The organism is Streptomyces sp. EDA2-14 (assembly GCF_054963755.1).
Window position 1 is genome coordinate 319291 of record NZ_JBUEGE010000001.1, and the last position, 24956, is coordinate 344246.

Below are 24956 nucleotides of genomic sequence, written 5' to 3' on the forward strand. Positions count from 1 at the left end.
CGCGGGGTCCGGCCGTCAGGCGAGGACGACCTCCGACTGGTCGAAATAGAGATCCACGGCCTGGTCCACGGAGACGCTGCCGTAGAAGAGCTTCTCGGCGACGCGCTGCAGGTAGACGTTGAGGGACGCGCCGCCGTCGGCGGGCGGCGGCGGGGTCGCCGCGAGCGTCTTCGCGACCCGGTCCTCGTACGTCTGCACCTGGCGCACCTTGGGGTCCGAGACGTCGGCGGCGCCCTCCTGGCTCGTGGTGGGCGGCATGCCGATGTTGGTGCCGAGGATCTTCGCCACGCGCCGGTCGTTGACCATGAAGTCGATGAACCGGGCGCTCTCACTGAGGTACGGGCTCTTCGCGGCGGCGGCGATCAGCATGCCGGGCTTGGCGTAGATGCCGGAGCGGCCGGTGTCGCTGGGCACCGTGCCGAGGCTGAGCGTGCTGCCGCGCATGTCGCTGCGGCCGCCGACCTGGTTGTCCCACTCCAGGTAGGAGGCGGCCCTGCGGGTGGTGATGGGGAAGCCGGGCAGCGATTCGAGTACGGCGTCCGGGCCCGCGAGCGCGCCCTCCTTGCGCCAGCCGTCGACCAGCGTGAGGTAGCGGCGCATGTCGTCGCGGTCGAAGCCGAGCGCGCCCTTGTCGGTCCACATCTGGAGGCCCTGCTGGCGCATCCACACTTCGAGGCCCATGTAGTTCTGGCCGGGGTTGTCCATGCCGTACTGCACGGGGCCGCCGTGCCGTCTGCCGTACCGGGTCACCTTGAGGGACTGCTCCATGAACGAGTCCCAGCTCATGCCCGCGGCCGGCTTCCGGGCACCGGCCTTGGCCCACGTCTCGGCGTCGTACATCAGGGAGACGCAGTTGCGGCCCAGCGGCAGGGCGACGCGGCGGCCGTCCACCTCGCCCGCGGTGCGCAGCGACCTGACCACGGTCGAGGCGTCGATCTCCTTGCCGGAGCCGGTGTGCGGGCCCAGGTCGGCGAGCACGCCGTGCTCACCGAGGGTGCGGATCCAGGCGTAGTCGACGTGCATCACGTCCGGCGGGTTGCCGCCCGCGGCGGCGGTGCTCAGCTTCGGCCAGAAGGCGTCGAACGCGGCGAAACTGGACTTCACCTTGATCTTGGGGTGCTCGCGCTCGAACACGGTGATGCACTGGTTGATGAGGTCGGCCCGGCCACTGTCGCCCCAGAAGAAGTAGCGCAGGGTCACGGTGCCGCCGGCGCCGACGGACCGGGCGGGGCCGCCGCAGCCGGTCAGCGCGGCACCGAGGCCGGAGGCGAGCAGGGCGGACAGGGTGGTGCGACGGGAGGGGGCGGCGCTGCCCATAGGGGGCCTCCACGAGCGGCTCGGTGGTGGGCGCTGTCGAGGAGGGACGCTTGCATGCGCTCGCAGGCCGGTCAATGGGTTGCGCAGCAATTTCCGGAACCGACCCTTCCCACCAACTCCCTTGGCTGCACACCCTCTTGACGCACCCTGCGAGCGCTTGCAGGATGTTGCCGTTCCTGGTGGCGCGGCACCGGGGTGCCGCAGCCTGCGGGCAAAATCAAGCCCCGATCTTTTGAGCCCCTGCGGCGATTGAGCAGCCGGGTCCGGGGCGGAGCCCCGAGGCGTGGGGGCGGGTGGGTGTACTACCGGGGTGGTACGCGGAGGCGCAGAGCTCCGACCACCGGATGCGGTGGTTGTCGGCGCAGGCGCATACCGTTGACGCATGTTTTTTCGACGGCGCGGGTGGCGCGAGCGAGTACGCGGGTGGCCGCGACGGTGGATCGCCGTCGCGGCCACCCTGGTGGTGCTCGCGGGGGCGGGGAGCTGGACGGCGGCAGCCTCGGGCTCCGGCACGCCCAGCGTGCACCGGCAGGACCGGATGATGCCGATGGGCGGCGGGGTGCGCATCGACACCTCGTACTTCACCGCGGGTGACCCGTCCCACAAGCGCCCCGCCGTGCTGCTCACGCACGGCTTCGGCGGCAGCAAGGCCGACGTGCGCGCCGAGGCGCAGAAGCTCGCCGCCCACGGGTACGCGGTCATGACCTGGTCGTCCCGCGGTTTCGGCAGGTCCAACGGGAAGATCGGCCTGAACGATCCGCGGCACGAGGTGGCCGACGTCTCCCGCATGATCGACTGGCTGGCGAAGCGACCCGAGGTGGAGCTCGACAAGCCGGGCGACCCGCGCGTGGGCGTCTCGGGCGCCTCGTACGGCGGCGCGGTCTCGCTGCTCGCGGCGGGCCACGACAAGCGGGTCGACGCGATCGCCCCGCAGATCACGTACTGGAACCTGGCGGACGCGCTGTTCCCCGACGGCGTCTTCAAGAAGCTGTGGGCGGGCGCCTTCTTCACCTCCGGCTCCGCGCAGCTCGGCACGCGCACCAGCGAGGCCGGTCTCGCCTGCGGCCGCTTCGAGGAGAAGCTCTGCGACATGTACAAGCGCGTCGCCGTCTCCGGGAAGCCGGACGACGCGGCCCGCAAGCTCCTGGAGGAGCGCAGCCCCGTGGCCGTGGGCGACCGCATCAAGGTGCCCACGTTCATCGCCCAGGGCCAGACCGACTCGCTGTTCCCGCTCGGCCAGGCCGACGAGATCGCGCGCCACGTCACGAAGAACGGCGCGCCGGTCCAGGTCGACTGGCTGAACGGCGGGCACGACGGCGGCGACATGGAGCTCGACCGGCTGCACCAGCGCGTGACGTCCTGGTTCGACCGCTACCTGAAGGACGAGAACGTCGACACGGGCCCCGCGTTCCGCGTCACCCGCACCGGCGGCGTCGACTCCACGGACGGCGCCGCCAAGCTGCGCGGCGCGAGCGGCGACATGTATCCGGGCCTGCGCGGCGAGCGCCGCACCGCGGTGCCGCTGAAGACGGCCACCGAGACCTTCCAGAACCCACCGGGCGGGGGACCGCCGTCGATCTCCTCCGTGCCGGGCCTCGGCAAGGTGTCGAACCTGTCGACCTCGCTCGGCACCGGATTCTCCCTGGAGTACCCGGGACAGTTCGCCCGCTTCGACTCGGCGCCGCTGAAGCGCTCGGTGCGCATCACCGGCTCCCCGACGGCCACCGCGCACGTGAAGTCCTCCACCGGCGAGGCCGTCCTGTTCGCGAAGGTGTACGACGCCGGGCCCGACGGGACGCGTCAGGTGCTGCCCTCGCAGCTCGTGACGCCGCTGCGGGTGACCGGCGCGGGCGGCGCGGGCAAGGACGTGCGGATCACGCTCCCGGCCATCGACCACCAGGTGCAGAAGGGCCACACGCTGCGGCTCGTGCTCTCCGCGACCGACCTCGGCTTCGCCTCGCCGAACGAGCCGGCGACGTACCAGGTCTCGGTGCGCGACGGCCTGAGCCTGCCCACCGCCCCGGACGTGCGGACGCAGGCCGAGTCGCTGCCGTCGTGGGTGTGGTGGCTGCCGGCCGGGGCGCTCGTCGTCGCGGCGGGGCTGCTGTTCACGGCCCGGCGGCGGACGGCGGCGCCCGCGCCCGACCCGGCGCTCGCCGAGGTCCCGCTGCAGATCACCGACCTGGGCAAGAAGTACGCGGGCTCCACGGACCGGTACGCGGTGCGTGACCTGTCCTTCCGCGTCGAGCAGGGCCAGGTCCTCGGCCTCCTCGGGCCGAACGGCGCGGGCAAGACGACGACTCTGCGCATGCTGATGGGCCTCATCCGGCCCGACGGGGGCGGGATCCGGGTCTTCGGCCATGCGATCAGGCCGGGCTCCCCGGTGCTGTCCCGCGTCGGCGCGTTCGTCGAGGGCGCCGGCTTCCTGCCGCACCTGTCGGGCCGGGAGAACCTGGAGCTGTACTGGAAGGCGACCGGGCGTCCGGCCGAGGACGCGCACCTCGACGAGGCCCTGGAGATCGCCGGCCTCGGCGACGCCCTCGCCCGCGCGGTGCGCACGTACTCGCAGGGCATGCGCCAGCGCCTCGCCATCGCCCAGGCCATGCTCGGCCTGCCGGACCTGCTGATCCTCGACGAGCCCACGAACGGGCTCGACCCGCCGCAGATCCGCGAGATGCGCGAGGTGATGATCCGCTACGCGCGCGACGGCCGCACGGTCATCGTCTCCAGCCATCTCCTCGCCGAGGTCGAGCAGACCTGCACGCACCTCGTGGTGATGGACCGCGGTCGGCTCGTCCAGGCGGGCCCCGTCGCGGACATCGTCGGCTCCGGGGACACCCTGCTCGTCGGCGTCGCCGGTGAGGTCTCCGACGCGCTCGTGGAGAAGGTGGGCGCACTGGCCGACGTCGACTCGGTGGTCAAGGTCGACGACGGCCTCCTGGTCCGCCTCGTACCCGACCGCGAGGACGCGCCCGCACCGGCGTCCGATGCGGACCCGGACGCGACGACCGGCCTCGCCGGCACGTCCGACCCGGCGGCCCGGCTGCTCGCGGAGCTGGTGCGGCTCGACATACCGGTGCGCTCCCTCGGGCCGCACCGGCGCCTGGAGGACGCGTTCCTGACGCTGATCGGAGGGGCATCGGCATGACGACGACCGAAGCCGAGACCGGGGCACGCGACGTGCCCGAACGCGCCCACGGCTACCGCCCCGCCCGCACGCTGCCGCTGCGCGTGGAGCTCGTACGCCAGGTGAAGCGGCGGCGCACGCTCGTCATGGGCGCCGTCCTCGCGCTGCTGCCGTTCGTGCTCGCCATCGCCTTCGCCATCGGCGGGGAGCCGGGCGGCGGCGACAGCGGGCGGATCACCCTGATGGACACGGCCACCGCGTCGGCGGCGAACTTCGCGGCGACGAGCCTGTTCGTGTCCGCCGGATTCCTGCTGGTCGTCCCGGTGGCCCTGTTCTTCGGCGACACGATCGCCGCCGAGGCGAACTGGTCGAGCCTGCGCTACCTGCTGGCCGCGCCGGTGCCGCGGGCCCGGCTGCTGTGGTCCAAGCTGGCCGTCGCGTTCGGGCTGAGCCTCGCCGCGATGCTGCTGCTTCCGCTGGTCGCGCTCGCGGTCGGCGCGGTGGCGTACGGCTGGGGGCCGCTGGAGATCCCGACCGGCGGGACACTGCCCGCGGGCACGGCCGCGCAGCGCCTGCTGCTGGTCGTCGCGTACATCTTCGTGTCCCAACTGGTCACGGCGGGGCTCGCGTTCTGGCTCTCGACGAAGACGGACAACCCGCTGGGCGCGGTCGGCGGCGCGGTCTTCCTGACCATCGTCGGCAATGTCCTCGACGCGGTCACCGCGCTCGGCGACTGGCGCGACTTCCTGCCCGCGCACTGGCAGTTCGCCTGGGCGGACGTGATCCAGGCGCAGCCGGAATGGGGCGGGATGATCCAGGGGGCTTCGGTGTCGGTGGCGTACGCGGTGGTGCTGTTCGCGCTGGCGTTCCGCGGGTTCGCGCGCAAGGACGTGGTGTCGTAGGGGTCCCGGTTCCCCGGGGGACCGGGTTCCGTGGGGGAATGTTCAACTCCCTTGTGACGTAACCCTTTTGGGATCCGGTCGCAATGCTTTCGAGCGCTCCCGGCGGCCGCTCCGCGCGTCACAGGGCACATGACACTGACGCAGGGAATCCAGACGCGCGGCGCCACACGGCTGGGCGCCGCGCTGCTCCTCGGCGGGCTGCTGCTGACGGGATGCGGCGGACCCGACGGCTCGGCGGACCGGGCGGAGCAGGCCGACGGCAGGGTGAGCCGCGGCTCGGGGACCGACGAGCGCTCCACGTTCGCCCTGGACGTGGACACCGCCTCGTACGGGTACGCGCGGCGCAGCCTGGGGGAGGGGCGGCTGCCGGATCCGGGGTCCGTGCGGCCCGAGGAGTTCGTCAACAGCTTCCGCCAGGGCTACCCGCGCCCCAAGGGCAACGGCTTCTCGGTGACCGTGGACGGCGCCCGCACCGGCGACGACGGCCGGCGCCTGGTGCGCGTAGGCATGGCGACGGCGCAGTCCACGTCCGAGGGCGAACGGCCGCCCGCGGCGCTCACGTTCGTCGTCGACATCTCCGGCTCCATGTCCGAACCGGGCCGCCTCGACCTGGTCCGCACCTCGCTCGCCACCCTCACCGACGGGCTCCGCGCCGACGACTCGATCGCGCTGGTCACGTTCAGCGCCGAGGCGGAGACCGTGCTGCCGATGACCCGCCTCGGGGCGCGCGGCGGCGAGACCCGCGAACGCGTCCGGCGCGCCGTCGACACCCTCGAACCCACGGACTCCACCAACCTGGCGGCGGGCATGGAGACCGGCTACGCGACGGCGGTCGAGGGGGCACGGGCCGGCGCCACGAACCGCGTCGTCCTGCTCTCCGACGCCCTCGCCAACACCGGCACCACCTCGGCCGACACCATCCTCGAACGCGTCGCCGACGCCCGCCGCGAGCACGGCATCACCCTGTTCGGGGTGGGTGTGGGCAGCGACTACGGCGACGCGCTGATGGAACGCCTCGCGGACAGGGGCGACGGCCACACCACGTACGTGTCCTCGGAGCGGGACGCCCGCAAGGTCTTCGTCCAGCAGCTCCCGGCCAACGTGCAGTTGCGGGCGCGGGACGCGAAGGCACAGGTGGAGTTCGACAAGGACACGGTCGCCGACTTCCGCCTCCTCGGCTACGAGAACCGCCGCGTCCGGGACGACGACTTCCGCGACGACAGCGTCGACGGCGGCGAGGTCGGCCCCGGCCATACGGTGACGGCGCTCTACGCGGTCAGGCTCCGCGAGGGCGCCGAGGGCAGGATCGCGAAGGCCACGGTCCGCTGGCTCGACCCGCAGAGCCGCGCCCCGCGCGAGGCCTCCGGCCAGGTGTCCGCGTCCGACCTCGACCGCGACCTCTGGTCGCCCGCCACCACGCCCCGCCTGCGCGTGGCGGCGGCCGCCGCCTACTTCGCGGCCCACCTGAGCGGCGACTCCGGGTCGCCGTCCCTGGCGCAACTCTCCACTTACGTCGACGAACTGGCATCGACCACCGAGGACACGGATGTGCGCGAACTCGGCGAGGCGATCAGCAGGACACGCTCGCTGGGTGAGCCCGGTTCAAGCCCCGCCGGCGATTGAGGCGCGGGGTCCGGGGCGGAGCCCCGAGGCCGTAACCCCGTTACCGGCTAACGGATCTGGCGCCCCGAGATCGCCCGCGCGATCACCAGCCGCTGGATCTCACTCGTGCCCTCGAAGATCGTGTAGATCTTCGCGTCCCGGTACATCCGCTCCACGGGGTGCTCCCGGCTGTAACCGGCCCCGCCCAGCACCTGGACCGCCTTCTCGGAGGCGGCCACGGCCAGTTCTCCGGCGCGCAGCTTGGACATCGAGCCCTGGCCCGCGTCGAAGACCTTGTCGTTGCGGGCCATCCACGACGCCTGCCAGATGAGGAGGCGGCACGCCTCGATCTCCGTGCGCAGGTCGGCGAGGGCGAAGGCGATCGCCTGGTTCTCGATGATGGGACGGCCGAACGCCTCGCGCTCGCCCGCGTACTCCAGCGCGTACTCGTACGCGGCGCGCGCGATCCCGAGCGCCTGCGCGCCCACCGTCGGCCGGCTGACCTCGAACGTCGACATCGCGGCCTGGCCGCGGGAGCGCGACGTCCCCTCGCGGGCCCGCGCGAGACGCGCGTCCAGCTTCTCCTTGCCGCCGAGCAGGCAGTGGCCGGGGACCCGGACGTCGTCGAGGAAGACGTCGGCCGTGTGCGAGGCGCGCAGGCCCAGCTTCTTTATCTTCTTGGCGCCTTCGAGGCCCGGCGTGCCCGGCGGCACGATGAACGCCGCCTGTCCGCGCGAGCCGAGCTCCGGGTCCACGGAGGCGACGACGACGTGCACGTTCGCGATGCCGCCGTTGGTGATCCAGGCCTTCTGGCCGGACAGCACCCACTCGTCCTTCGCCTCGTCGTAGCGGGCGCGCGTGCGCATCCCCGCCACGTCGGACCCTGCCTGCGGCTCCGAGACGCAGAACGCCGCCACCTTCGGGTCGTCCTCGTCGCCGTAGCACTGCGGCACCCACTCGGCGAGCTGGTCGGGCGTGCCGGAGGAGAAGATCCCGGCGACCGCGAGCGAGGTGCCGAAGAGGGCCATGCCGATGCCGGCGTCGCCCCAGAACAGCTCCTCGTTGGCGATCTGGAGGGAAATGCCGCTGGGGTCGCCGAACATCTCGGCGAGGGACTCGAATCCGTAGAGGCCGATCTTCGCGGCCTCCTGGATCACCGGCCAGGGGGTCTCCTCGCGCTCGTCCCATTCGGCCGCCGCGGGCCGTACGACGTCGGCGGCGAAACCGTGCACCCAGTCGCGCAGATCGCGCTGTTCCTCGTCCAGTTCAAGGGAGAAAGCCATGATGGACCCGGATCCCCTTCCTTCCTCACGCCTTGGGAATGTCGAAGTAGCGGGTCAGGCCGGAGGCGAGCGCGACGTCGCCCGCGATCTTGACCTTGCGCATCATGAACATCGTGACCGGCGAGGAGTTGCCCGAGACCAGCTTGAGGAAGTCGGCGTCGCCCATGATCAGCGTGACGCGCGGTTCCGCGTCCGAGCGGCCCTCGGTGACCGTGCAGGTGCCGTTCGCGATCTTCGTTTCGTAGACCGCCTCGGGGACCTCGTCCTGACCGGTGACCTTCCAGCGGATCAGCGCTTCGAGGGAGCCCGCGACGTCGGGCTTGAACTGCCGCTCCATGCGCCCGAAGACCTCTTTGAGGACGCGGGTGCGCAGTGCCTCGTCCCGCGCGATCTGGTTGATCTCCTTCGCGGAAAGCCCCTTCACGATCCGCGCGAACTCCTCGGGCGTGACGCTCGCGAAGTCGAGCGCCGCGATCTCCTCGGCACCGCTCATGGGCTCACTCTCCTTGGTGTGGTGGTCCTTATCGCAACCTTACCGCTCGGTAAGTTTACTGATTGGTAAGGTTACGGCGACGTGGATAGGCTGACAAGAGTGACGGGCACATCGGGAGCGGCTCAAGGGCGTACGGCGGCGCGGCGGAAGCGCGTGCCGCGCCAGGTGCGCGAGCAGCAGATCATCGACGTGGGCGTGCGCGTCTTCGCCAAGCGCGGCTACCACGCCGCGTCCGTGGACGAGATCGCCGAACTCGCCGGGATCTCCAAGCCGATGGTGTATCTGTACCTGGAATCCAAGGAGGGGCTGTTCCTCGCCTGTCTGCGCAGGGAGGCCGGGCGGCTCGTCGGCGCCTTCCAGGAGGCCGCGCGAGGTGCGGGGGCCGCGCCCGAACTGCGGCTGCACGCCGGGCTCTCCGCGTTCTTCGCGTTCGTCGCCGAGCACCGCGACAGCTGGGTCGTGCTGCACCGGCAGGCGTCCGAGCTGAGCGAGGCGATCGCCGCGGCCGTGGCCGACGCGCGGCGCGCGGTGATGGCCGAGGTGGCCGGGCTCATCAGGGACGGCATCTCGGACAGTGGCCGCGGCTCCCGGCTGGGCGACGAGGACGCCGACTTCGTCGCGCACGCCCTCGTGGGTGCCGCCGACTCGCTCACCGACTGGATGGAGCGCAACCCCGGACAGTCCCCGGAGGGCATCACGCTGCGCCTGATGAACATGGTGTGGGTGGGGATGCGGGACGTGCTCGACGGTGAGGTCTGGCTGCCGTAGACGGCTGGTGCCGGTCCTGTGGGGCACTTGCTGCCGTTGATTCGTACCGGGCCATTGAATTTTCCTTACGCGTAGGTAAGTTGACTCACGAGTAAGTACGAGTCGGGCAGCCGCGCACACGGGAGCCGTCATGGGCGTACGCAAGGATCTGAAGCGGGCCGGGAAGCGCGGCGACCTGGCCGATCGCGCCAAGGTCGAACTGGTCAGGGACGAGCACGGAGCCGTGCGCGAGGCGCGCGTCGCGGCGCTCGCCGAGCCGCCGAAGGACGGGTCCACGCCCGCCGACATCCCGTATCGGAACGCCGAGGACGAGCCGGGCGCCGTCGTCGTACGGCGCAAGGAGGGTGATCAGTGGCGGCCGGTCACCGCCGCCGCGTTCGCGCGTGAAGTGACCACCACCGCCAAGGGGTTGATCGCGGCGGGGCTCGAACCGGGCGGCCGCGTCGCCCTGATGTCGCGCACCCGCTACGAGTGGCAGGTCCTCGACTTCGCGATCTGGGCCGCGGGCGGGCAGACCGTCCCCGTCTACGCGACGTCCTCGCCCGAGCAGATCGAGTGGATCGTGCGGGACTCCGGCGCCACGATGCTGATCGTCGAGACCTCGGAGAACGCCGCCACGGCCGAGGAGGCGATAGCCGGGCTGCCCGAGGACGACCGCCCCGGCATCCGCCGGATCGACGACGGCGCCGTGCTCGAACTCGCCGCCCTGGGTGCCGGAGTGGCCGACGAGGAGGTCGTCAAGCGGCGGGCCGCGCTCACCCCCGACACCATCGCGACCATCTGCTACACCTCGGGCACCACCGGCCGGCCCAAGGGCTGCGTCCTCACGCACGGCAATCTCTACGCCGAGGCCGCGAACACGGTCGAACTGCTGCACCCCATCTTCAAGGCGATCACCGGGCAGTCCGCGTCGACGCTGCTGTTCCTGCCCCTCGCGCACATCCTGGGGCGGACGATTCAGGTGGCGTGCATGCTCGCCCGGATCGAGCTGGGCCACTGTCCGAGCATCAAGCCCGACGAGCTCCGCCCCGAACTGCGCTCGTTCCGGCCGACGTTCGTGGTCGGCGTGCCGTATCTCTTCGAGAAGATCCACGACACCGGGCGCGCGACGGCCGAGAAGCTCGGGCGCGGCTCCTCCTTCGACCGCGCCGACCGGATCGCCGTGCGGTTCGCCGAGGCGCACCTGGCGCGGTTCCTGGACGGGGGCAAGGGGCCGGGACCCGGTCTCAAGCTCGCCCACGGCCTGTACGACCTGCTCGTCTACCGGCGCGTGCGCAAGGAACTCGGCGGCCGGCTCCGCTACGCGATCAGCGGCGGCTCGCCCCTGGACCGCAATCTGAATCTGTTCTTCTACGCCGCCGGGGTCATGATCTACGAGGGATACGGCCTCACCGAGACCACGGCCGCCGCCACGATCACCCCGCCGCTCAAGCCGCGCCCCGGCACCGTGGGCCTGCCCGTGCCCGGCAGCGCCGTCCGGATCGCGGACGACGGCGAGGTGCTCGTCAAGGGCGGCATCGTCTTCGGGGCGTACTGGAACAACGAGGCCGCGACCGGCCAGGTCCTGGACGGGGACGGCTGGTTCGCCACCGGTGACCTGGGGGAGCTGGACGGCGACGGCTATCTGCGGATCACCGGACGCAAGAAGGACATCCTCGTCACCAGCGGCGGCAAGAACGTCTCCCCGGCCGTCCTGGAGGACCGGCTGCGCAGCCGCTCGCCCATCGGCCAGTGCATCGTCGTCGGCGACAACCGCGCCTACGTCGGCGCTGTGATCACCCTGGAGCCGGAGTCCGTCGCGCACTGGCTGAACGTGCGCAAACTCCCCGCCGACACCCCGATGTCCGAGGTGATCGCCGACCCGCGGATCGTCGCGGACGTCCAGAAGGCCGTCGACTACGCCAACGAGGCCGTGTCGCGCGCCGAGTCGATCCGCAAGTTCACCCTGGTGGAGGGCGAGTTCACGGAGGACAACGGCATGCTCACCCCCTCCCTGAAGATCAAGCGGACGGCCGTCCTGACCGCGTACGAGCGGGAGATCGAGGAGCTCTACGGTGCCTGAGGCCCACCGCGAGCACGGTCATGACTACGACGTCCTCGTCGTCGGCTCCGGGTTCGGCGGCTCCGTCTCCGCGCTCCGGCTGACCGAGAAGGGCTACCGGGTCGGCGTCCTTGAGGCGGGGCGGCGCTACACCCGCGACACCCTGCCCCGTACGTCCCTGAAGCTGCGCGACTATCTGTGGGCGCCGCGCCTCGGGATGTACGGGATCCAGCGCATCCACCTCATGAAGAACGTGATGGTGCTCGCGGGCGCCGGAGTGGGCGGCGGCTCGCTCAACTACGCCAACACCCTCTACGTACCGCCGCCGGCCTTCTTCCAGGACCGGCAGTGGGGGCACATCACCGACTGGCAGGCCGAACTCGCGCCCTACTACGCGCAGGCCCGGCGGATGCTCGGCGTGCGCACCAACCCGACCACCACCGAGGCCGACGAGCTGCTGCGCGACGCGGCCGGCCGGATGGGCGCGGGGGACACCTTCCGGCTCACACCCGTGGGCGTGTTCTTCGGCGACGGCCGGGACGCCGACGGCACGACGACGGGCGCGCCCGGCAGCCAGGTCCCCGACCCCTACTTCGGCGGCGCGGGCCCGGCCCGCGCCGCCTGCACCGAATGCGGCTCCTGCATGACCGGCTGCCGCGTCGGCGCGAAGAACACCCTCACCGAGAACTATCTGCACCTCGCGGAGAAGGCGGGCGCCGAGGTCCGGGCGCTGACGACCGTGACCACGGTCCGTGAACTGCCCGACGGGGCGGGCTTCGAGGTCACGACCGTGCCGACGAACAAGCGCCGCCGGGGCCGCCGCACCGTGCTGCGCGCCCGCCGCGTCGTCCTGGCAGCGGGCACGTACGGCACCCAGACCCTGCTGCACCGGATGCGCGACGAGGGCGTCCTGCCGCGCCTGTCGCGCCGCCTCGGCGAGCTGACCCGCACCAACTCCGAGTCCCTGGTGGGCGCGCTGACCTGGCCGCGCCGCTACGGGCGGCCCGACATCGACTTCACGCGCGGCGTCGCCATCACCTCGTCCGTGCACCCGAACGCGAACACCCACATCGAGAACGTCCGGTACGGCAAGGGCTCCAACCTCATGGCCCTGATCTGCGTACCGCAGTACCGGCAGAACCTGCCGAAGCCGGTCGCCGCCGCGCTCGCGTTCCTCGCCCACCCGGTCCTCGTCGCCCGCACCGTCGCCCTGCGGCACTGGTCGGAGCGGACCATCATCGGGCTCGTCATGCAGACCCACGACAACTCCCTGACGACGAGCCTGGACCGGCGCGGACTGCTCACCGCCGAACAGGGCCACGGCACCCCGAACCCCGTCCACATACCCGAGGGTTGGCAGGCGGCGGGCCTGATCGCCGAGTCCATCAACGGCTTCGCGGGCACCAACCTCGGCGAACTGATGGGCAAGCCGCTCACCGCGCACTTCCTCGGCGGCTGCGCCATCGGCGACTCTGCGGAGACGGGCGTGATCGACCCGTACCACCGGGTCTACGGCCATCCGGGGCTGTCGGTGGTCGACGGCTCCGCGGTCTCCGCGAACCTCGGCGTGAACCCGTCCCTGACGATCACCGCGCAGGCCGAGCGGGCGATGTCGTACTGGCCGAACAAGGGGGAGACGGACACCCGGCCCGAACAGGGCGACGGCTACCGGGCATTGCGGCCGGTGGCACCGCACGGACCCGTCGTGCCCGCGGGTGCGTACGGGGAGTTGCGGCTGGAGTGACCCCACACCCGCCTCGAATTCCGGCATTTTTGGCCTATTGCCGCATAACGTGAGTGTGGCCAGGTCGTGTCCGCGGAAAGCCGGGAGAGTCGATGAGTCAGCGGGACGAGGTCGTCGAACGCGTGGGGTGGTCGCTGCCGGGCTGGCTGGGAGCGGCGGCGGGAGCGCTCGCTCTCGCGGGCGCGGTGTACGGATGCCGGCTGCTCGGCTGGATCCCCGACACGGCCACCGACTTCCTCGGGCCGAACGCCCCGGCGCGTGGGGATGACGCCCTTCGCGCCGCGCACGGCTCGCTCGTCGCGGGCTGCGCGGTCCTCGCCGTGCTCGCCTTCGGCGGACTGACCCGCTGCCGCTCCGGCGACGCGCTGGGGCTGAGCCTCTTCGGCCGCTACCGCGGCACCGTGCGGCGCACCGGACTGCGCTGGGTCAACCCGCTCGTACTGCGCCGCCGGATCGACGTACGGCTGCGGCACTGGCGGAGCGAGCCGCTGCCCGCGGCGGACGCGGACGGCATGGCGCTGCGCGTCGAGGCGCTGGTGGTGTGGCGGGTGCGGGACACCGCGCGGGCCCTGTTCGCGGTGCAGGACCACGACGCGTATCTGCGCGGACAGATCGAGGTGGCGCTCGCCCGGGTGTTCTCGCGGCTGCCGCCCGACGCCTTCCACCCCTCCGCCCCGACGCTGCGCGACCCCGAGTCCGTCGGCGCCGAACTGGCCCTGACGCTGTCGCGGGAGTGCGCGGCGATCGGCGTCGAGGTGCTCGCGGTGCGCCCGACGCGCATCGAATACGCGCCCGAGGTCGCCGAGGCGATGCACCGCCGCCGGATCGCGGCGCTGGACGCGCGGCAGCGGGCGGGCGTGCTCAGCAGCGTCGTCGACTCGGTGGAGGACACCCTCGAACGGCTGACGGGGCGCGGCCTCGTGGAGCTGGACGAGTACGAACGCAACGCGCTGGTGAGGGACTTGACGGTGGCGTTCGCGCGCGGCGACTCGGGGACGTGAGGAAGCGGGTGGGCGGGCCCCGTACGGAGCCCGCCCACCCGCTCTTCGCGCCTGATCAGCGCTCGGTGTTGACGCTGTACAGCCTGCGCGACCAGACGTAGCCGACGACCGTGAGCCCCGCGCACCAGGCGAGCGAGATCCACCCGTCGTTGCCGATCGCCGAGCCGGTGAGCAGCCCGCGCAGGGTCTCGATCATCGGCGTGAAGGGCTGGTTCTCGGCGAACCAGCGCAGTCCGGGGGCCATCGACTCGGCCGGCACGAAGGCGGAGCCGAGGAACGGCAGGAACTGGATGAGCAGCGGCTTGTTGCTCGCGGACTCGACCGTCTTCGACTTCAGGCCGAGCGCCGCCGCCACCCAGGTCACCGCGAAGGCGATGGCGGCGAGCAGCCCCGCCGCGGCCAGCCACTCGACCGGGCTCGCGTCCGGCCGGAAGCCGAGCGCGACGGCCACGGCGAGGACCAGCACCAGGCTGACCGTCGTCGTGAGGACGCTGCCGACGACATGCCCCGTCATGAACGAGGACCGCGTGATGTTCATGGTGCGGAAGCGGTTGATGATGCCCTCGGTCATGTCCTGGCAGACCGCGATCGAGGTCGACATGGCCCCGGCGGCGACGCCCATGATCAGGACGCCGGGCGTCAGGTACTCCAGATACGCGCCCCGTCCCGCGCCGCCCGACATCGAGTCGCCGAAGGCGAACACGAAGAGCAGCAGCATCAGGATCGGCATCATGGACGCGCCGAGCGAGACGGCCGGGTAGCGCAGCGCGTGCTTGATGTTGCGCCGCAGCATCGTCATCGAGTCGTGCACGGCGTAGGTGAGGGTGCTCATCGCAGGGTCTCCTTGACGTGCAGAGGGGTGTCGGCGGTGCCGTCGCCGGTCAGGGCGAGGAACACGTCGTCGAGGTCGGGGGTGTGCACGGAGAAGTCGGCGGCGTGCACGCCGGCTTCGTCGAGCCGGTCGAACAGGGAGCGCAGCGCGGTGAGATCGCCGTCGCCCGCGATCCGCAGGGTGAGCTGCTCGTCGTCACGGGCCGAACCGGGGAAGGCCTCGGCCGCCCGCTCGTACTCGGCCGTGTCGGTGAACCGCAGCCGGACGTGGCTGCCGGGGATCTGCGCCTTGAGCTCGTCGGCGGTGCCCTCGGCGACGATCCGGCCGCCGTCGAGCACGGCGATCCGGTCCGCCAACTGGTCGGCCTCCTCCAGGTACTGCGTGGTGAGGAAGACGGTGACGCCCCCGGCGACGAGCGAGCGCACGGTCTCCCACATGGTGCGGCGGCTGCGCGGGTCGAGCCCGGTCGTCGGCTCGTCCAGGAAGATCACCTGCGGGTCGCCGACGAGCGTCATGGCGAGGTCGAGCCGCCGCCGCATGCCGCCGGAGAAGGTGGCGGCGCGCTTGCCGGCGACGTCCGCGATGCCGAACCGTTCGAGCAGTTCCTTCGCCCGCTCTCTGCCCTCGCGCTTGCCGAGCCGCAGCAGGTCGGCCATGAGGATCAGGTTCTCCTCCGCGGTGAGCAGGTCGTCGAGTGCGGCGAACTGCCCGGTGAGCCCGATCGCGGCGCGCACCCCGTCCGGCGAGCCGGCGACGTCGTGCCCGGCGACCTGCGCCTGTCCGCCGTCGGCGTCGATCAGCGTGGACAGGATGTGCACGGTCGTCGTCTTCCCGGCCCCGTTCGGCCCGAGCAGGGCGAAGACCGAACCGGCGGGGATCCGCAGATCGATGCCGTCGAGGACGGTCTTGTCGCCGTAGGACTTGCGCAGGCCGACCGTGGAGACGGCGAGCGGGGTGCCGTCGGCGACGGTTGAGGTGGATGTGGACATGACAGATGAAGGCATGGGGCCCTCCGGTGTGAGGGTGCGGGTGATGGCGCCCGGTGGCGTGAAGTGCCGAGCTGTGTGAAGGAGTTGGTGCGCGGTCGTGCTCAGGGCTTGGCGCGGCGGATCTCGATGTTGCCCCACTTGGTGCGGGCGCGGACCTTGACGGTGTCCTCGGACTCCGCGGGCGCCTCGGAGGCGGTGAGGGTGTTGCGGACCTGGCCGTTGTCGGAGCTGGCGTCGAGCCAGGCGGCGGTGCCCTCGCGGATGCCGACCTCGATGGCGCCGAAGTTGGTCTCCAACTGGACGGTGCCGCGGGCGACATCGTGGACGCGCAGCGCGCCGTGGGCGGTGGTGGCGGCGACCGAGCTCTCGGCGCGGCCGATCTCGATGTCGCCGTGCGCGCCGTTCACCCGCAGCTCGCCGGTCACGACGTCGACCATGGTGGTGCCGTGCGAGTTCTTCAGGACCGCGTGGCCGTCGACGAGGCCGACCCGCACCTGGCTGGAGCTGGCGGTGATCTCGGCCGCGCCCTCGACCCGGTCCACCCGGATCGACCCGTGCGCCGACTTCAGGCGCAGCGGCCCCGAGGTGTCGAGGCGGAAGTCGCCGCCCGAGGTCTTCACGTCGACCTTGCCGAGCCGGCCCTCGCCGATCACATGGGTCCAGGAGCCGGTGAGGTCGACGGCCGAGCCGGTGGGCAGTTCGACCGTGATGTTCACGATCCCGCTGGGGCCGATCATGCGGCGCTCCGCCGTCCTGACGGTGAGGACGCCGCGGGCGAACGAGACCTCCGTCTGCTCGGCGGCCTTGACGTCCTTGCCGCGCTTGGGGTTTCCGGGCTTCACCTCGACGACGGTGTCGGTGCGGCCGCTCGCGGTGAACTGGATGGAACCGGCGCCCACGTGGGCGTTGACCGCGATGGCTTCGGGGGTCTCGTAAGTAGGCATGGCTGTCCCGTCCTCCTGGCTCGTAGGGGCGTCCCCGCTGGTGGGACGTGGTGTGCCGTTCTGCTGGCGGTGGCGCTGTGCTGCTGGTGCGGGTGGGGTGCGGCTAGCGGACCCAGCCCGTGAAGCTCTGTCCGACGGTGCGGCTCTTCTCCGGTGTGCGGGGCGCCGCGCCACCGTCCACGGCGGCCGACACGGCGCGCACCAGCCACGCGTTGACCGAGAGGCCCTCGCGGTTCGCGGCCTCTTCGGCGCGGGCCTTGAGGTGGGCCGGCAGGCGCAGGTTGACGCGGGCGGTGCCGCCCTCGTCGGTCTCGGGTGCGGGCGGGGCGGCGGGGGTCTCGGCGGGGCCGACGGGGTCGGCCGGGGTGTCGCGCGGGGGCGGTGTCACCACGAAGTCGGGGTCGAGCCCCCGCAGCCGTACGTCGACCGAACCCGGCGCCAGATCGCGGGTGATCTCGTCCATCGCGGCGGAGAGCACGTTGAGCATCGTGAGCCGGGTGGCCGACTCCAGGGGAGCGGTGAGCCGCTCGGCCAGCTCGCGTGCTTCGTCCCCGCCTGCTTCGGCGGCCACCGCGAGCTCGCGGTGCAGGGTGTCGACGTAGGGCGTGAGGTCCATGACGTCATCATGGCACCACTATGGCGCCACGCGCAAGCGTTATGGCACCAAGTGGTGCCAGATGGCATCACGTGGTGCCACATGACGCTGTGGTGGCGTCACGTGAAGGTTGCGTGCATGGTGAACCGTTTTCGGCTCCCATACGTGATCATCGAAGACACATTTATGTCGTACCTCTGAGGAAATTCATGACGCGCAGATGGGCGCTTATCACCACGATCGCCGTATTGACCGTCGCCCTGGGCTTCGTCGTCGTCCAACTGGTGCGCGGTGACCAGGGTTCCGAGAAGGCGCAGGCCGACGAGAAACCCGCCGCGTCGTCGAGCCCGAGTGCCACCGCCGAGTCGCTCGACGGCCTCGGCTGGTGGCCGCTGCACCGGTCCGGCACCGCGAAGGCCGGCGAGCACGACGCCGGGTTCGACGGCGGCGTGCAGTGGACCGACGGTCCGGAGGGCGGCGCCCTGCAGCTGAACGGCAGCAGCGGATACGGCAGCACCAACACCCGGCTCGACACCGAGAAGAAGGACTACTCGGTCGCCGCGCGGGTGCGTCTCGACAGCCAGAGCCTGAAGGGCATGCACACCGCCCTGTCCCAGGACGGCGAGCGCAACAGCGCGTTCTTCCTGCAGTACTCGGGGCAGGACCAGAACTTCGCCTTCAGTTTCCCCGGCGCCCGTACCGTCGCGGAGTCGTCGGAGCAGCCGCAGCCCGGCCACTGGTACCACCTGACCGGCACGTACAGTCAGAAGGACCACCGGATGCGGATCTACGTGGATGGAAAGCTCGCTGGAACCAGGGTTGCTTCCAGCAGCGTGAAACCTACTGGCGGCGTGATCATCGGGCGCGGCAAGTTCGGCGGGAAGGCCTCCGACTACTGGGGCGGCGACCTCGCCGATGTGCATGTCTACGACCGCGAGTTGACGGCCCGCGAGGTGAGCTCGCTCTCCTCGAACGAACCGGGCTGACCGGCACCGCCGAGTCGAGCTTCACCGCCGCCTCCGTCCGGTGGACGTCGCACGGGCGTCCGCCGGACCGGGGCGGCTCCTGCCGGTGTGCCCGCATCCGGCGAAACCGTCTTCCCCCACAGACGATCCGGAGAGGAAGGGCCTTGTCGGCCAGCGCTTCGAGCGAACACCGGATACCCGGCCCCCACGCAGCTGACCTCCACCCCGACGAATTCCTCAGAGCGCTCTACGACTGCCACGGAACCGCTCTGCTGCAGTTCGCCGCGCGGCGCCTCGAAGGCGACTGGCACCGCGCCGAGGACATCCTCCAAGAAGTCGCGATACGCGCCTGGCGGCACGCGGCGGAACTCGACCCGACCGCCGACTCGGCGCGGCCCTGGCTCTTCACCGCGCTGCGCAACCTCGTCATCGACGGCCACCGGGCCCGCCAGGCCAGACCGCCGGAGACCGGCGACCCGGAACTGGCCCACCTGCCGGTGTCCGACGGCGTGGACCACATCCTCACCACTCAGGTGCTCATCGACGCCCTCGGTGACCTGCGGCCGAGCCAGCGCGAGGTCCTGCTGAACGTCCACTACCTCGGACGCACCGTCAACCAGACGGCCAAGGTCCTCGGCGTGCCGCCCGGCACCGTCAAGTCCCGCACGTACTACGCCGCCCGCGCCATGCGGGAGGCGCTGAACAGGCGTGGCCTGTACGCGCACGACGTCGGGAGCGGTGAGGCGGCGTGACACTCAGCCGACCAGCCGTCCCGCGTGCCGGGTGATCTCCAGGCCGAGCGGACCGGTGTCGAGCGAGCCGTCCGCGGCGGTGCGCCAGCGCCAGCCCGTGGGCGCCTCGCCGAGCACGAGCAGCGCGTCCCCGCGCCGCATGGTGGAGACGACCCCGTCCCGGCGCGGGAGTTGAGTCGCCTCCACGACGAACAGGTGCGGCACCTCGCCCTGCACGGCGAGCCTGCTGCTGCCCTCGATGAGACGGAAGACCTGGGTGACATCGGCCGAACCGGCTTCCGGGACACCCGCGTTCGCCGCCTTGGCGCCGGCGAACGCCTCCTCCAGGCTGGCCGCGCTGTGCAGCCGCGAGCTGCGCGTCTCGTCGCCGGTGAGGAGCCGTCCGTCGGCCAGCGAACCCACCAGGGTGACCTGGGCGAGCGCCCCCACAGGACCGGCGAGCGCCTCCAGGACGACGGCGCGCGCCATGCGCCGCACCTCCTCGTCGGGGCCCGTCACCGAGACGGGGCCCGCGGCGCGGGACAGGTCGACGAGCACGCGGTCGGGGCCGTTCAGGCCCACCGTCACCGTCAGCGCGTACGGCAGCGCCGGCTCGCCGTCCGGGCCGGGACGGTGCAGGTCGTCGGGCGAGATCGTCCAGCGCTCGCCGTCCGACTCGGCGGTCCAGGGCTCCGGCGCGGACTCCTCGGCCCCCGCGAGCAGCAGCCCGAGCCGCTCCTCGGAGTAGACGACGGCGTACAGATCGGGCAGCGAGCGGCCGGAGCGCAGGCACGCGCCCGTCAGCCGGCGCAGACCCGCGTCGACCACGTCGAGCGCCTGCCTGCCGGTGACCGCCGCGGAGGCGGCGACCGGCTTCGGCGGGCGGTTCCGCAGCTCCGTGACGATCAGCACCGTCACCGCCGCGATCAGCGCAAGACCCAGCACCGCGGCCAGGACGTACCAGATCATCCACTGACTCCTTGTCACAAAAGCGGGGGAGGCACGGCTGCTGCGCCGTGCACCCGATGGCCACTACGGCGCCGGTGGGCGGATGGTTCACAGAAATCTCCCGTGAACCATCCGTGGACCGGCCCCGTAGTCACGTCAGTGGTACGGGAGCCGTCGACCGCGGCTGCCCAGGCCCCCATTCACCGTGGCTGGAGGACGTTTTCGTGTCGTTGATGTTGACCGTGGTCGAGGCGGGTGGTGACGCGTTCGACGTCCACCTCGACGCCGACCCCGACACGCCCATGAGCGCTGTCGCGGAGGCGCTGGCCGGGGCGGGAGGCGTGCCCCGGCCGCCGGAGGGCCTCGGCCTGTACGCCGACGACCGGCTGCTGCCCGCCGACATGCGGCTGCGGGACGCGCCGCTCCAGCACGCCGCCATCGTGGGCCTCGGCCGCCCGGCCGGCACCGCGGCCGTCGAACCCGACGGCCTGGTCGAGGTCCGTGCCGTCGGCGGTCCCGGCGCGGGCGCCGTGCACCGGATCGACATGGGGGAGTACCGGATCGGGCTCGGCCACGACGGATCGGGACAGGTGCTGCGCGCCATTCCCGACCGCCCGGCAGCCGTCCTGACGGTGGGCCCCGGCGGCCGCTGCCACGTCGCGCCCGACCCCTCGGTGCCGGGCGACAGCCCGCTGCAACTGGACCGCGAGGACATCACCGGGTCGACCGCCTGGCCGGTCGGCGCCCAACTCCTCGTAGGCGACTGCCTGCTCGAACTCGCCCTGCCGCAGAAGCCCGACGCCGCCGTGCAGCCCTCCGAGGACGGCACCGGCTGGGACTACAACCGGCCCCCGCGGCTGCGGCCCGCCGAGCGAATCACCCGCTTCACGCTGCCCTCGCCGCCCGCCCCGCTCGCCGCCCGGCCGCTCCCGTGGATCGCCGCGGCGGCCCCGCTGGTCATGGCCGTCGTCGGCGCGTTCGCCCTCCACCGCATGACGATGCTGCTGTTCGGGCTGCTCTCCCCGGTCGTGATCGTCGGCAACTACGTGGTGAGCCGGCGCAGCGGCCGCCAGTCGCACTCCAACACCGTCGCCGAGTACGAGGCGAAGAAGGCCCGGATCGAGGGCGACGCGAGCGAGGCCCTGACGGCCGAACGCACCGCCCGGCGCCGTGGCTTCCCCGACCCGGCCGAGGTCGTCCTGACCGCCGTCGGCCCCCGGCGCCGCCTGTGGGAGCGTCGTACGAACGACGCCGACTTCCTCGAACTGCGCGTCGGAACCGCCGACATGGACTCCGATGTCGTGCTCCAGGACCCGACGAAGGACGAGCACCGCCGCCAGGACCCGTGGACCGCGTACGACGTCCCCGTGACGGTCCCGCTGCGCGAGCACAACGTCCTCGGCATCGCGGGACAGGGCCCGGCCGCGCGCGCCGTGGCCCGCTGGACGGTCGCCCAGGCCGCCGTCCTGCACAGCCCCCGCGACCTTCAGATCCACCTCCTGACCACCGGCGAACAGGGCCGCGACGGCTGGTCCTGGCTGCGCTGGCTGCCGCACGTGCGCAAGAGGTCCGGCGACACCCCGGCCAGCATCGGCTACGGCACCGAGACCTGTGCCCGCCGCGTCGCCGAACTCACCGCGCTGATCACCGAGCGCGCCACGGCGACGGCGGCCGAACGGCGCGGCAAGAGCGCCGGACCCGACGTGCTCGTCATCCTCGACGGCGCCCGCAGGCTGCGCTCGCTGCCCGGCGTGACGCAGATCCTGCGCGACGGACCGGCCGTCGGCGTCCGCGCCGTCTGCCTGGACGCCGAGGAGCGGCTGCTGCCCGAGGAGTGCCAGGCCGTCGTCGCCGAGGAGCCCGGCGGCACCGTCCGCGTCGGCCGCTCCGGCCGCGGCACCGTCACCGGCATCCGCCCCGACACCGTCTCCGTGGACTACTGCCGTTCGCTGGCCCGCGCCATGGGCCCGCTGCGCGACCCGGGCGGCGGCGACGAGGAGGCCGCGGTGCTGCCCGCCTCCGCGCGACTGCTCGACGTGCTCGCCCTCGACCCGCCGCAGGCCGAGGGCATCCGGGCGCGCTGGCTGGCCGGGGGCCGCTCGACCCGGGCGGCCGTCGGTGTCTCCCTCGACGGCCCGTTCCACCTGGACCTGAAGCGCGACGGCCCGCACGGCCTCGTCGCCGGCACCACCGGCTCCGGCAAGTCCGAACTCCTCCAGACCATCGTCGCCTCGCTCGCCGTGGCGAACCGCCCCGACGCGATGACGTTCGTCCTCGTCGACTACAAGGGCGGCTCCGCGTTCAAGGACTGCGTCGACCTGCCGCACACCGTCGGCATGGTCACCGACCTCGACGCCCACCTCGTCGAACGCGCCCTCGTCTCCCTGACCGCCGAACTCACCCGCCGTGAGCACATCCTCGCCGCGGTCGGCGCCAAGGACATCGAGGACTACGTCGACCTCCTGGAGCGCGAGCCGAGGGCGGGCCACGACCCGATGCCCCGACTCCTCATCGTCATCGACGAGTTCGCCTCGATGGTGCGCGACCTGCCGGACTTCGTGAAGGGCCTCGTCAACATCGCCCAGCGGGGCCGCAGCCTCGGCATCCACCTGATCCTCGCGACACAGCGCCCCAGCGGCGTCGTCTCCTCCGAGATCCGCGCCAACACCAACCTGCGCATCGCGCTGCGCGTCACCGACTCCGGCGAGAGCCAGGACGTCCTCAACTCCGGTGAGGCCGCCTCGATCTCGCAGAGCAACCCCGGCCGCGCCTACGTGCGCCTCGGCCAGAACTCCCTCGTCCCGTTCCAGTCCGGACGCGTCGGCGGCCGGCGCCCCGGCGCCACCACGGTCTCGCTGCCCGCGCCCTGGGCCGTCGCCGTCGGCTGGGAACGGCTCGGCGAACCGCTCCCGACGCGCCCCCGCGCCGCCGCCGCGCCCGCCGAGGTCGAGACCGACCTCACCGGGCTCGTCACCGCGATCCGCGAGGCCGACCGGACGATGGGCATCCCCGCCCAGCACAGCCCCTGGCTGCCGCCGCTGCCCGAGACCCTTGTCACCGGCGAACTCCCTCCGGCCCCGCCCTCGGACTACGACCTGGCGCCCGTCGGGTACGGCGTCGTGGACCTGCCCGCACAGCAGGCCCGGCAGTCCCTGGTCATCGACCCGGCGACGCTCGGCCACCTGCACATCATCGGCTCGCCCCGCCAGGGCAGGTCCCAGACGCTGCGCACCATCGCAGGCGCCATGGCCCTCGCACACTCCGCCGACAAGCTCCACATGTACGGCATCGACTGCGGCAACGGCGCGCTGCTGCCCATCGAGGGACTGCCGCACTGCGGCGCCATCACCCAGCGCACCCAGCCCGACCGCGTCGCCCGGCTCCTTGCCCGCCTCACCCGCGAGCTGACCCGCCGCCAGGAGATGCTCGCTGCCCGCGGCAGCGCCGACCTGCCGGAGCTCCGCCGCGCGCTGCCGGAGGCCGAACGGCCCCCGCACATCGTGCTGTTCATCGACCGCTGGGAGGTCTTCGACAAGCAGCTCGGCGAGTACGACTCCGGGAACCTGCTGACCTCCGTCATGAACCTGCTCCGCGACGGCGCGAGCGTCGGCATCCACCTGCTGATGACCGGCGACCGCGCGCTGTTCTCCAGCCGCGTCAACGGCTCCACCGAGGACAAGCTCGTCCTCAAGCTCAACGAGAAGTCCGAGTACGGCCAGATCGGCATCACGCAGCGCAACGTCCCCGACGAGATCCCGCCGGGCCGCGCCTTCCGCGCCGCCGACAAGGCGGAGGTGCAGATCGCGCTCCTCACGGAGAACCCGGAGGGCCAGGCACAGGCGGGCGCACTCCACCAGATCGCCGAACACTGCCGCACACAGTCCGCCCAACTGCCGCCCACCACCCGCCCGTTCCGCGTCGACACGCTGCCGGACCGGCTCAGCTGGGAACAGGCGATCCAGTACGTGCCGCGCAGGCTGCCGTCGCCGCGGTGGGCCATCGCGGGTGTCGGCGGCGACGAACTCGCGGCGGTCGGCCCGGACTTCTCGGTCACGCCGACCTTCATGGTCTCCGGCCCCGCCCGCTCGGGCCGCAGCACGGTCCTCTCCACGCTCGCGATGTCGCTCCTGTCGACGAAGACACCCGTCGTCATCGGCGCGCCCGCCAGGTCGCCGCTGCGCAGGCTCGCGGGCCGCCCCGGCGTCCTCGCGGTCTACGAGGACTCCGACATCGACCCGACGGCCCTCGAACAGGTACTGGGGTCGGCGCCGCAGGGCGCCGTGGTGATCCTGGACGACGCCGACCTGCTGCTGAAGACGAAGGCCGAACCGGTCCTCACCCAGATCGCCAAGTCCGGCGCGGAGAACGGCCGCGGCCTGATCATCGCGGGCCAGACCGACCGCCTGTCCTCCGGCTTCTCCGGCTGGCACACGGAGGCCCGCCGCAACCGCAGCGGCCTCCTCCTGAAGCCGCAGAACATGAGCGACGGCGACCTCATCGGCGTCAAGATCCCCCGCAGCCGCCTGAACGCCCCCACCGCGGGCCGGGCGATCCTGCACCTCGGCGACGGGGTGCTGCGCACGATCCAGGTACCGGAGACGGTGCTGCCGGCGGCGGTGGACTGACCGTATCCGCAGATGAGTTGAGGGCTCCCGCCGAACGTGATCAACGTAT

At 72.1% G+C, this 24956-nt stretch carries 18 protein-coding genes; 10 read left to right on the plus strand and 8 right to left on the minus strand.

The annotated features are described in order from the left end of the window. Positions 1-15 precede the first annotated feature (15 nt). A complete protein-coding gene (locus ACY34M_RS01400; protein WP_462719186.1) occupies positions 16-1317 on the minus strand; it encodes an ABC transporter substrate-binding protein in 1302 nt (433 codons plus the stop codon). Positions 1318-1699: 382 nt separating this feature from the next. Here ACY34M_RS01400 and ACY34M_RS01405 point away from each other — a divergent pair, with 382 nt between their 5' ends. From ACY34M_RS01405 to ACY34M_RS01415, 3 genes are all read left to right on the plus strand, one after another. Further along, positions 1700-4465: an alpha/beta fold hydrolase gene (locus tag ACY34M_RS01405; RefSeq protein WP_462719187.1), complete on the plus strand. Its 2766-nt coding sequence runs from the start codon at positions 1700-1702 to the stop codon at positions 4463-4465. Further along, positions 4462-5346: an ABC transporter permease gene (locus ACY34M_RS01410; protein ID WP_462719188.1), complete on the plus strand. Its 885-nt coding sequence runs from the start codon at positions 4462-4464 to the stop codon at positions 5344-5346. The genes ACY34M_RS01405 and ACY34M_RS01410 overlap by 4 nt, the downstream gene beginning before the upstream one ends. Before the next feature lie 129 nt (positions 5347-5475). Beyond that, positions 5476-6969 carry a vWA domain-containing protein gene (locus ACY34M_RS01415; protein ID WP_462719189.1) on the plus strand — a complete coding sequence of 498 codons (1494 nt, stop codon included), beginning with the start codon at positions 5476-5478 and terminating at the stop codon, positions 6967-6969. Between the two features lie 47 nt (positions 6970-7016). Here the strand turns inward: ACY34M_RS01415 and ACY34M_RS01420 are convergent, their stop codons facing one another. Both ACY34M_RS01420 and ACY34M_RS01425 read right to left on the minus strand, forming a co-directional pair. Continuing rightward, the gene (locus tag ACY34M_RS01420) at positions 7017-8234 is read right to left on the minus strand and encodes an acyl-CoA dehydrogenase family protein (RefSeq protein ID WP_462719220.1); all 1218 of its coding nucleotides are present in this window, start codon (positions 8232-8234) and stop codon (positions 7017-7019) included. A gap of 22 nt (positions 8235-8256) precedes the next feature. Next, entirely contained in the window at positions 8257-8724 is a 468-nt protein-coding gene (locus tag ACY34M_RS01425; RefSeq protein WP_462719190.1) for an SCP2 sterol-binding domain-containing protein, read from the minus strand. 99 nt (positions 8725-8823) lie between these two features. On the opposite strand from ACY34M_RS01425, the gene ACY34M_RS01430 reads away from it, so the two are divergent. The 4 genes from ACY34M_RS01430 (at position 8824) to ACY34M_RS01445 (ending at position 14278) form a co-directional block, all read left to right on the plus strand. Beyond that, complete coding sequence (locus tag ACY34M_RS01430; RefSeq protein WP_462719191.1) at positions 8824-9492, plus strand: TetR/AcrR family transcriptional regulator; 669 nt, start codon at positions 8824-8826, stop codon at positions 9490-9492. 130 nt (positions 9493-9622) lie between these two features. After that, positions 9623-11554 (plus strand): AMP-dependent synthetase/ligase, encoded by a 1932-nt coding sequence (locus tag ACY34M_RS01435; protein ID WP_462719192.1) that lies wholly within the window; start codon positions 9623-9625, stop codon positions 11552-11554. Further along, positions 11547-13277 carry a GMC oxidoreductase gene (locus tag ACY34M_RS01440; protein ID WP_462719193.1) on the plus strand — a complete coding sequence of 577 codons (1731 nt, stop codon included), beginning with the start codon at positions 11547-11549 and terminating at the stop codon, positions 13275-13277. Before ACY34M_RS01435 ends, ACY34M_RS01440 begins: the two co-directional genes overlap by 8 nt. A gap of 92 nt (positions 13278-13369) precedes the next feature. Beyond that, complete coding sequence (locus ACY34M_RS01445; protein WP_462719194.1) at positions 13370-14278, plus strand: SPFH domain-containing protein; 909 nt, start codon at positions 13370-13372, stop codon at positions 14276-14278. Positions 14279-14333: 55 nt separating this feature from the next. Here ACY34M_RS01445 and ACY34M_RS01450 read toward each other — a convergent pair whose 3' ends face one another. The 4 genes from ACY34M_RS01450 to ACY34M_RS01465 all read right to left on the minus strand — a co-directional run bounded on the left by ACY34M_RS01450 (position 14334) and on the right by ACY34M_RS01465 (position 17659). Next, positions 14334-15110, minus strand: a complete 777-nt coding sequence (locus ACY34M_RS01450) for an ABC transporter permease (protein ID WP_462719195.1) — start codon at positions 15108-15110, stop codon at positions 14334-14336. Next, positions 15107-16099 (minus strand): ATP-binding cassette domain-containing protein, encoded by a 993-nt coding sequence (locus ACY34M_RS01455; protein WP_462719221.1) that lies wholly within the window; start codon positions 16097-16099, stop codon positions 15107-15109. The genes ACY34M_RS01450 and ACY34M_RS01455 overlap by 4 nt, the downstream gene beginning before the upstream one ends. Positions 16100-16200: 101 nt before the next feature. Continuing rightward, entirely contained in the window at positions 16201-17043 is an 843-nt protein-coding gene (locus tag ACY34M_RS01460; protein ID WP_462719196.1) for a DUF4097 family beta strand repeat-containing protein, read from the minus strand. Between the two features lie 103 nt (positions 17044-17146). Next, positions 17147-17659, minus strand: a complete 513-nt coding sequence (locus tag ACY34M_RS01465; protein ID WP_462719197.1) for a toxin-antitoxin system HicB family antitoxin — start codon at positions 17657-17659, stop codon at positions 17147-17149. Positions 17660-17847: 188 nt separating this feature from the next. On the opposite strand from ACY34M_RS01465, the gene ACY34M_RS01470 reads away from it, so the two are divergent. Together ACY34M_RS01470 and ACY34M_RS01475 are read left to right on the plus strand one after the other, a co-directional pair. Continuing rightward, a complete protein-coding gene (locus tag ACY34M_RS01470) occupies positions 17848-18624 on the plus strand; it encodes a LamG domain-containing protein (RefSeq protein WP_462719198.1) in 777 nt (258 codons plus the stop codon). Positions 18625-18767: 143 nt separating this feature from the next. Beyond that, positions 18768-19355, plus strand: a complete 588-nt coding sequence (locus ACY34M_RS01475; protein WP_462719199.1) for a sigma-70 family RNA polymerase sigma factor — start codon at positions 18768-18770, stop codon at positions 19353-19355. 3 nt (positions 19356-19358) lie between these two features. Here ACY34M_RS01475 and ACY34M_RS01480 read toward each other — a convergent pair whose 3' ends face one another. Next, complete coding sequence (locus tag ACY34M_RS01480; protein WP_462719200.1) at positions 19359-20303, minus strand: hypothetical protein; 945 nt, start codon at positions 20301-20303, stop codon at positions 19359-19361. Between the two features lie 212 nt (positions 20304-20515). On the opposite strand from ACY34M_RS01480, the gene ACY34M_RS01485 reads away from it, so the two are divergent. Beyond that, a complete protein-coding gene (locus ACY34M_RS01485) occupies positions 20516-24907 on the plus strand; it encodes an FtsK/SpoIIIE domain-containing protein (RefSeq protein ID WP_462719222.1) in 4392 nt (1463 codons plus the stop codon). Positions 24908-24956: the final 49 nt, after the last annotated feature.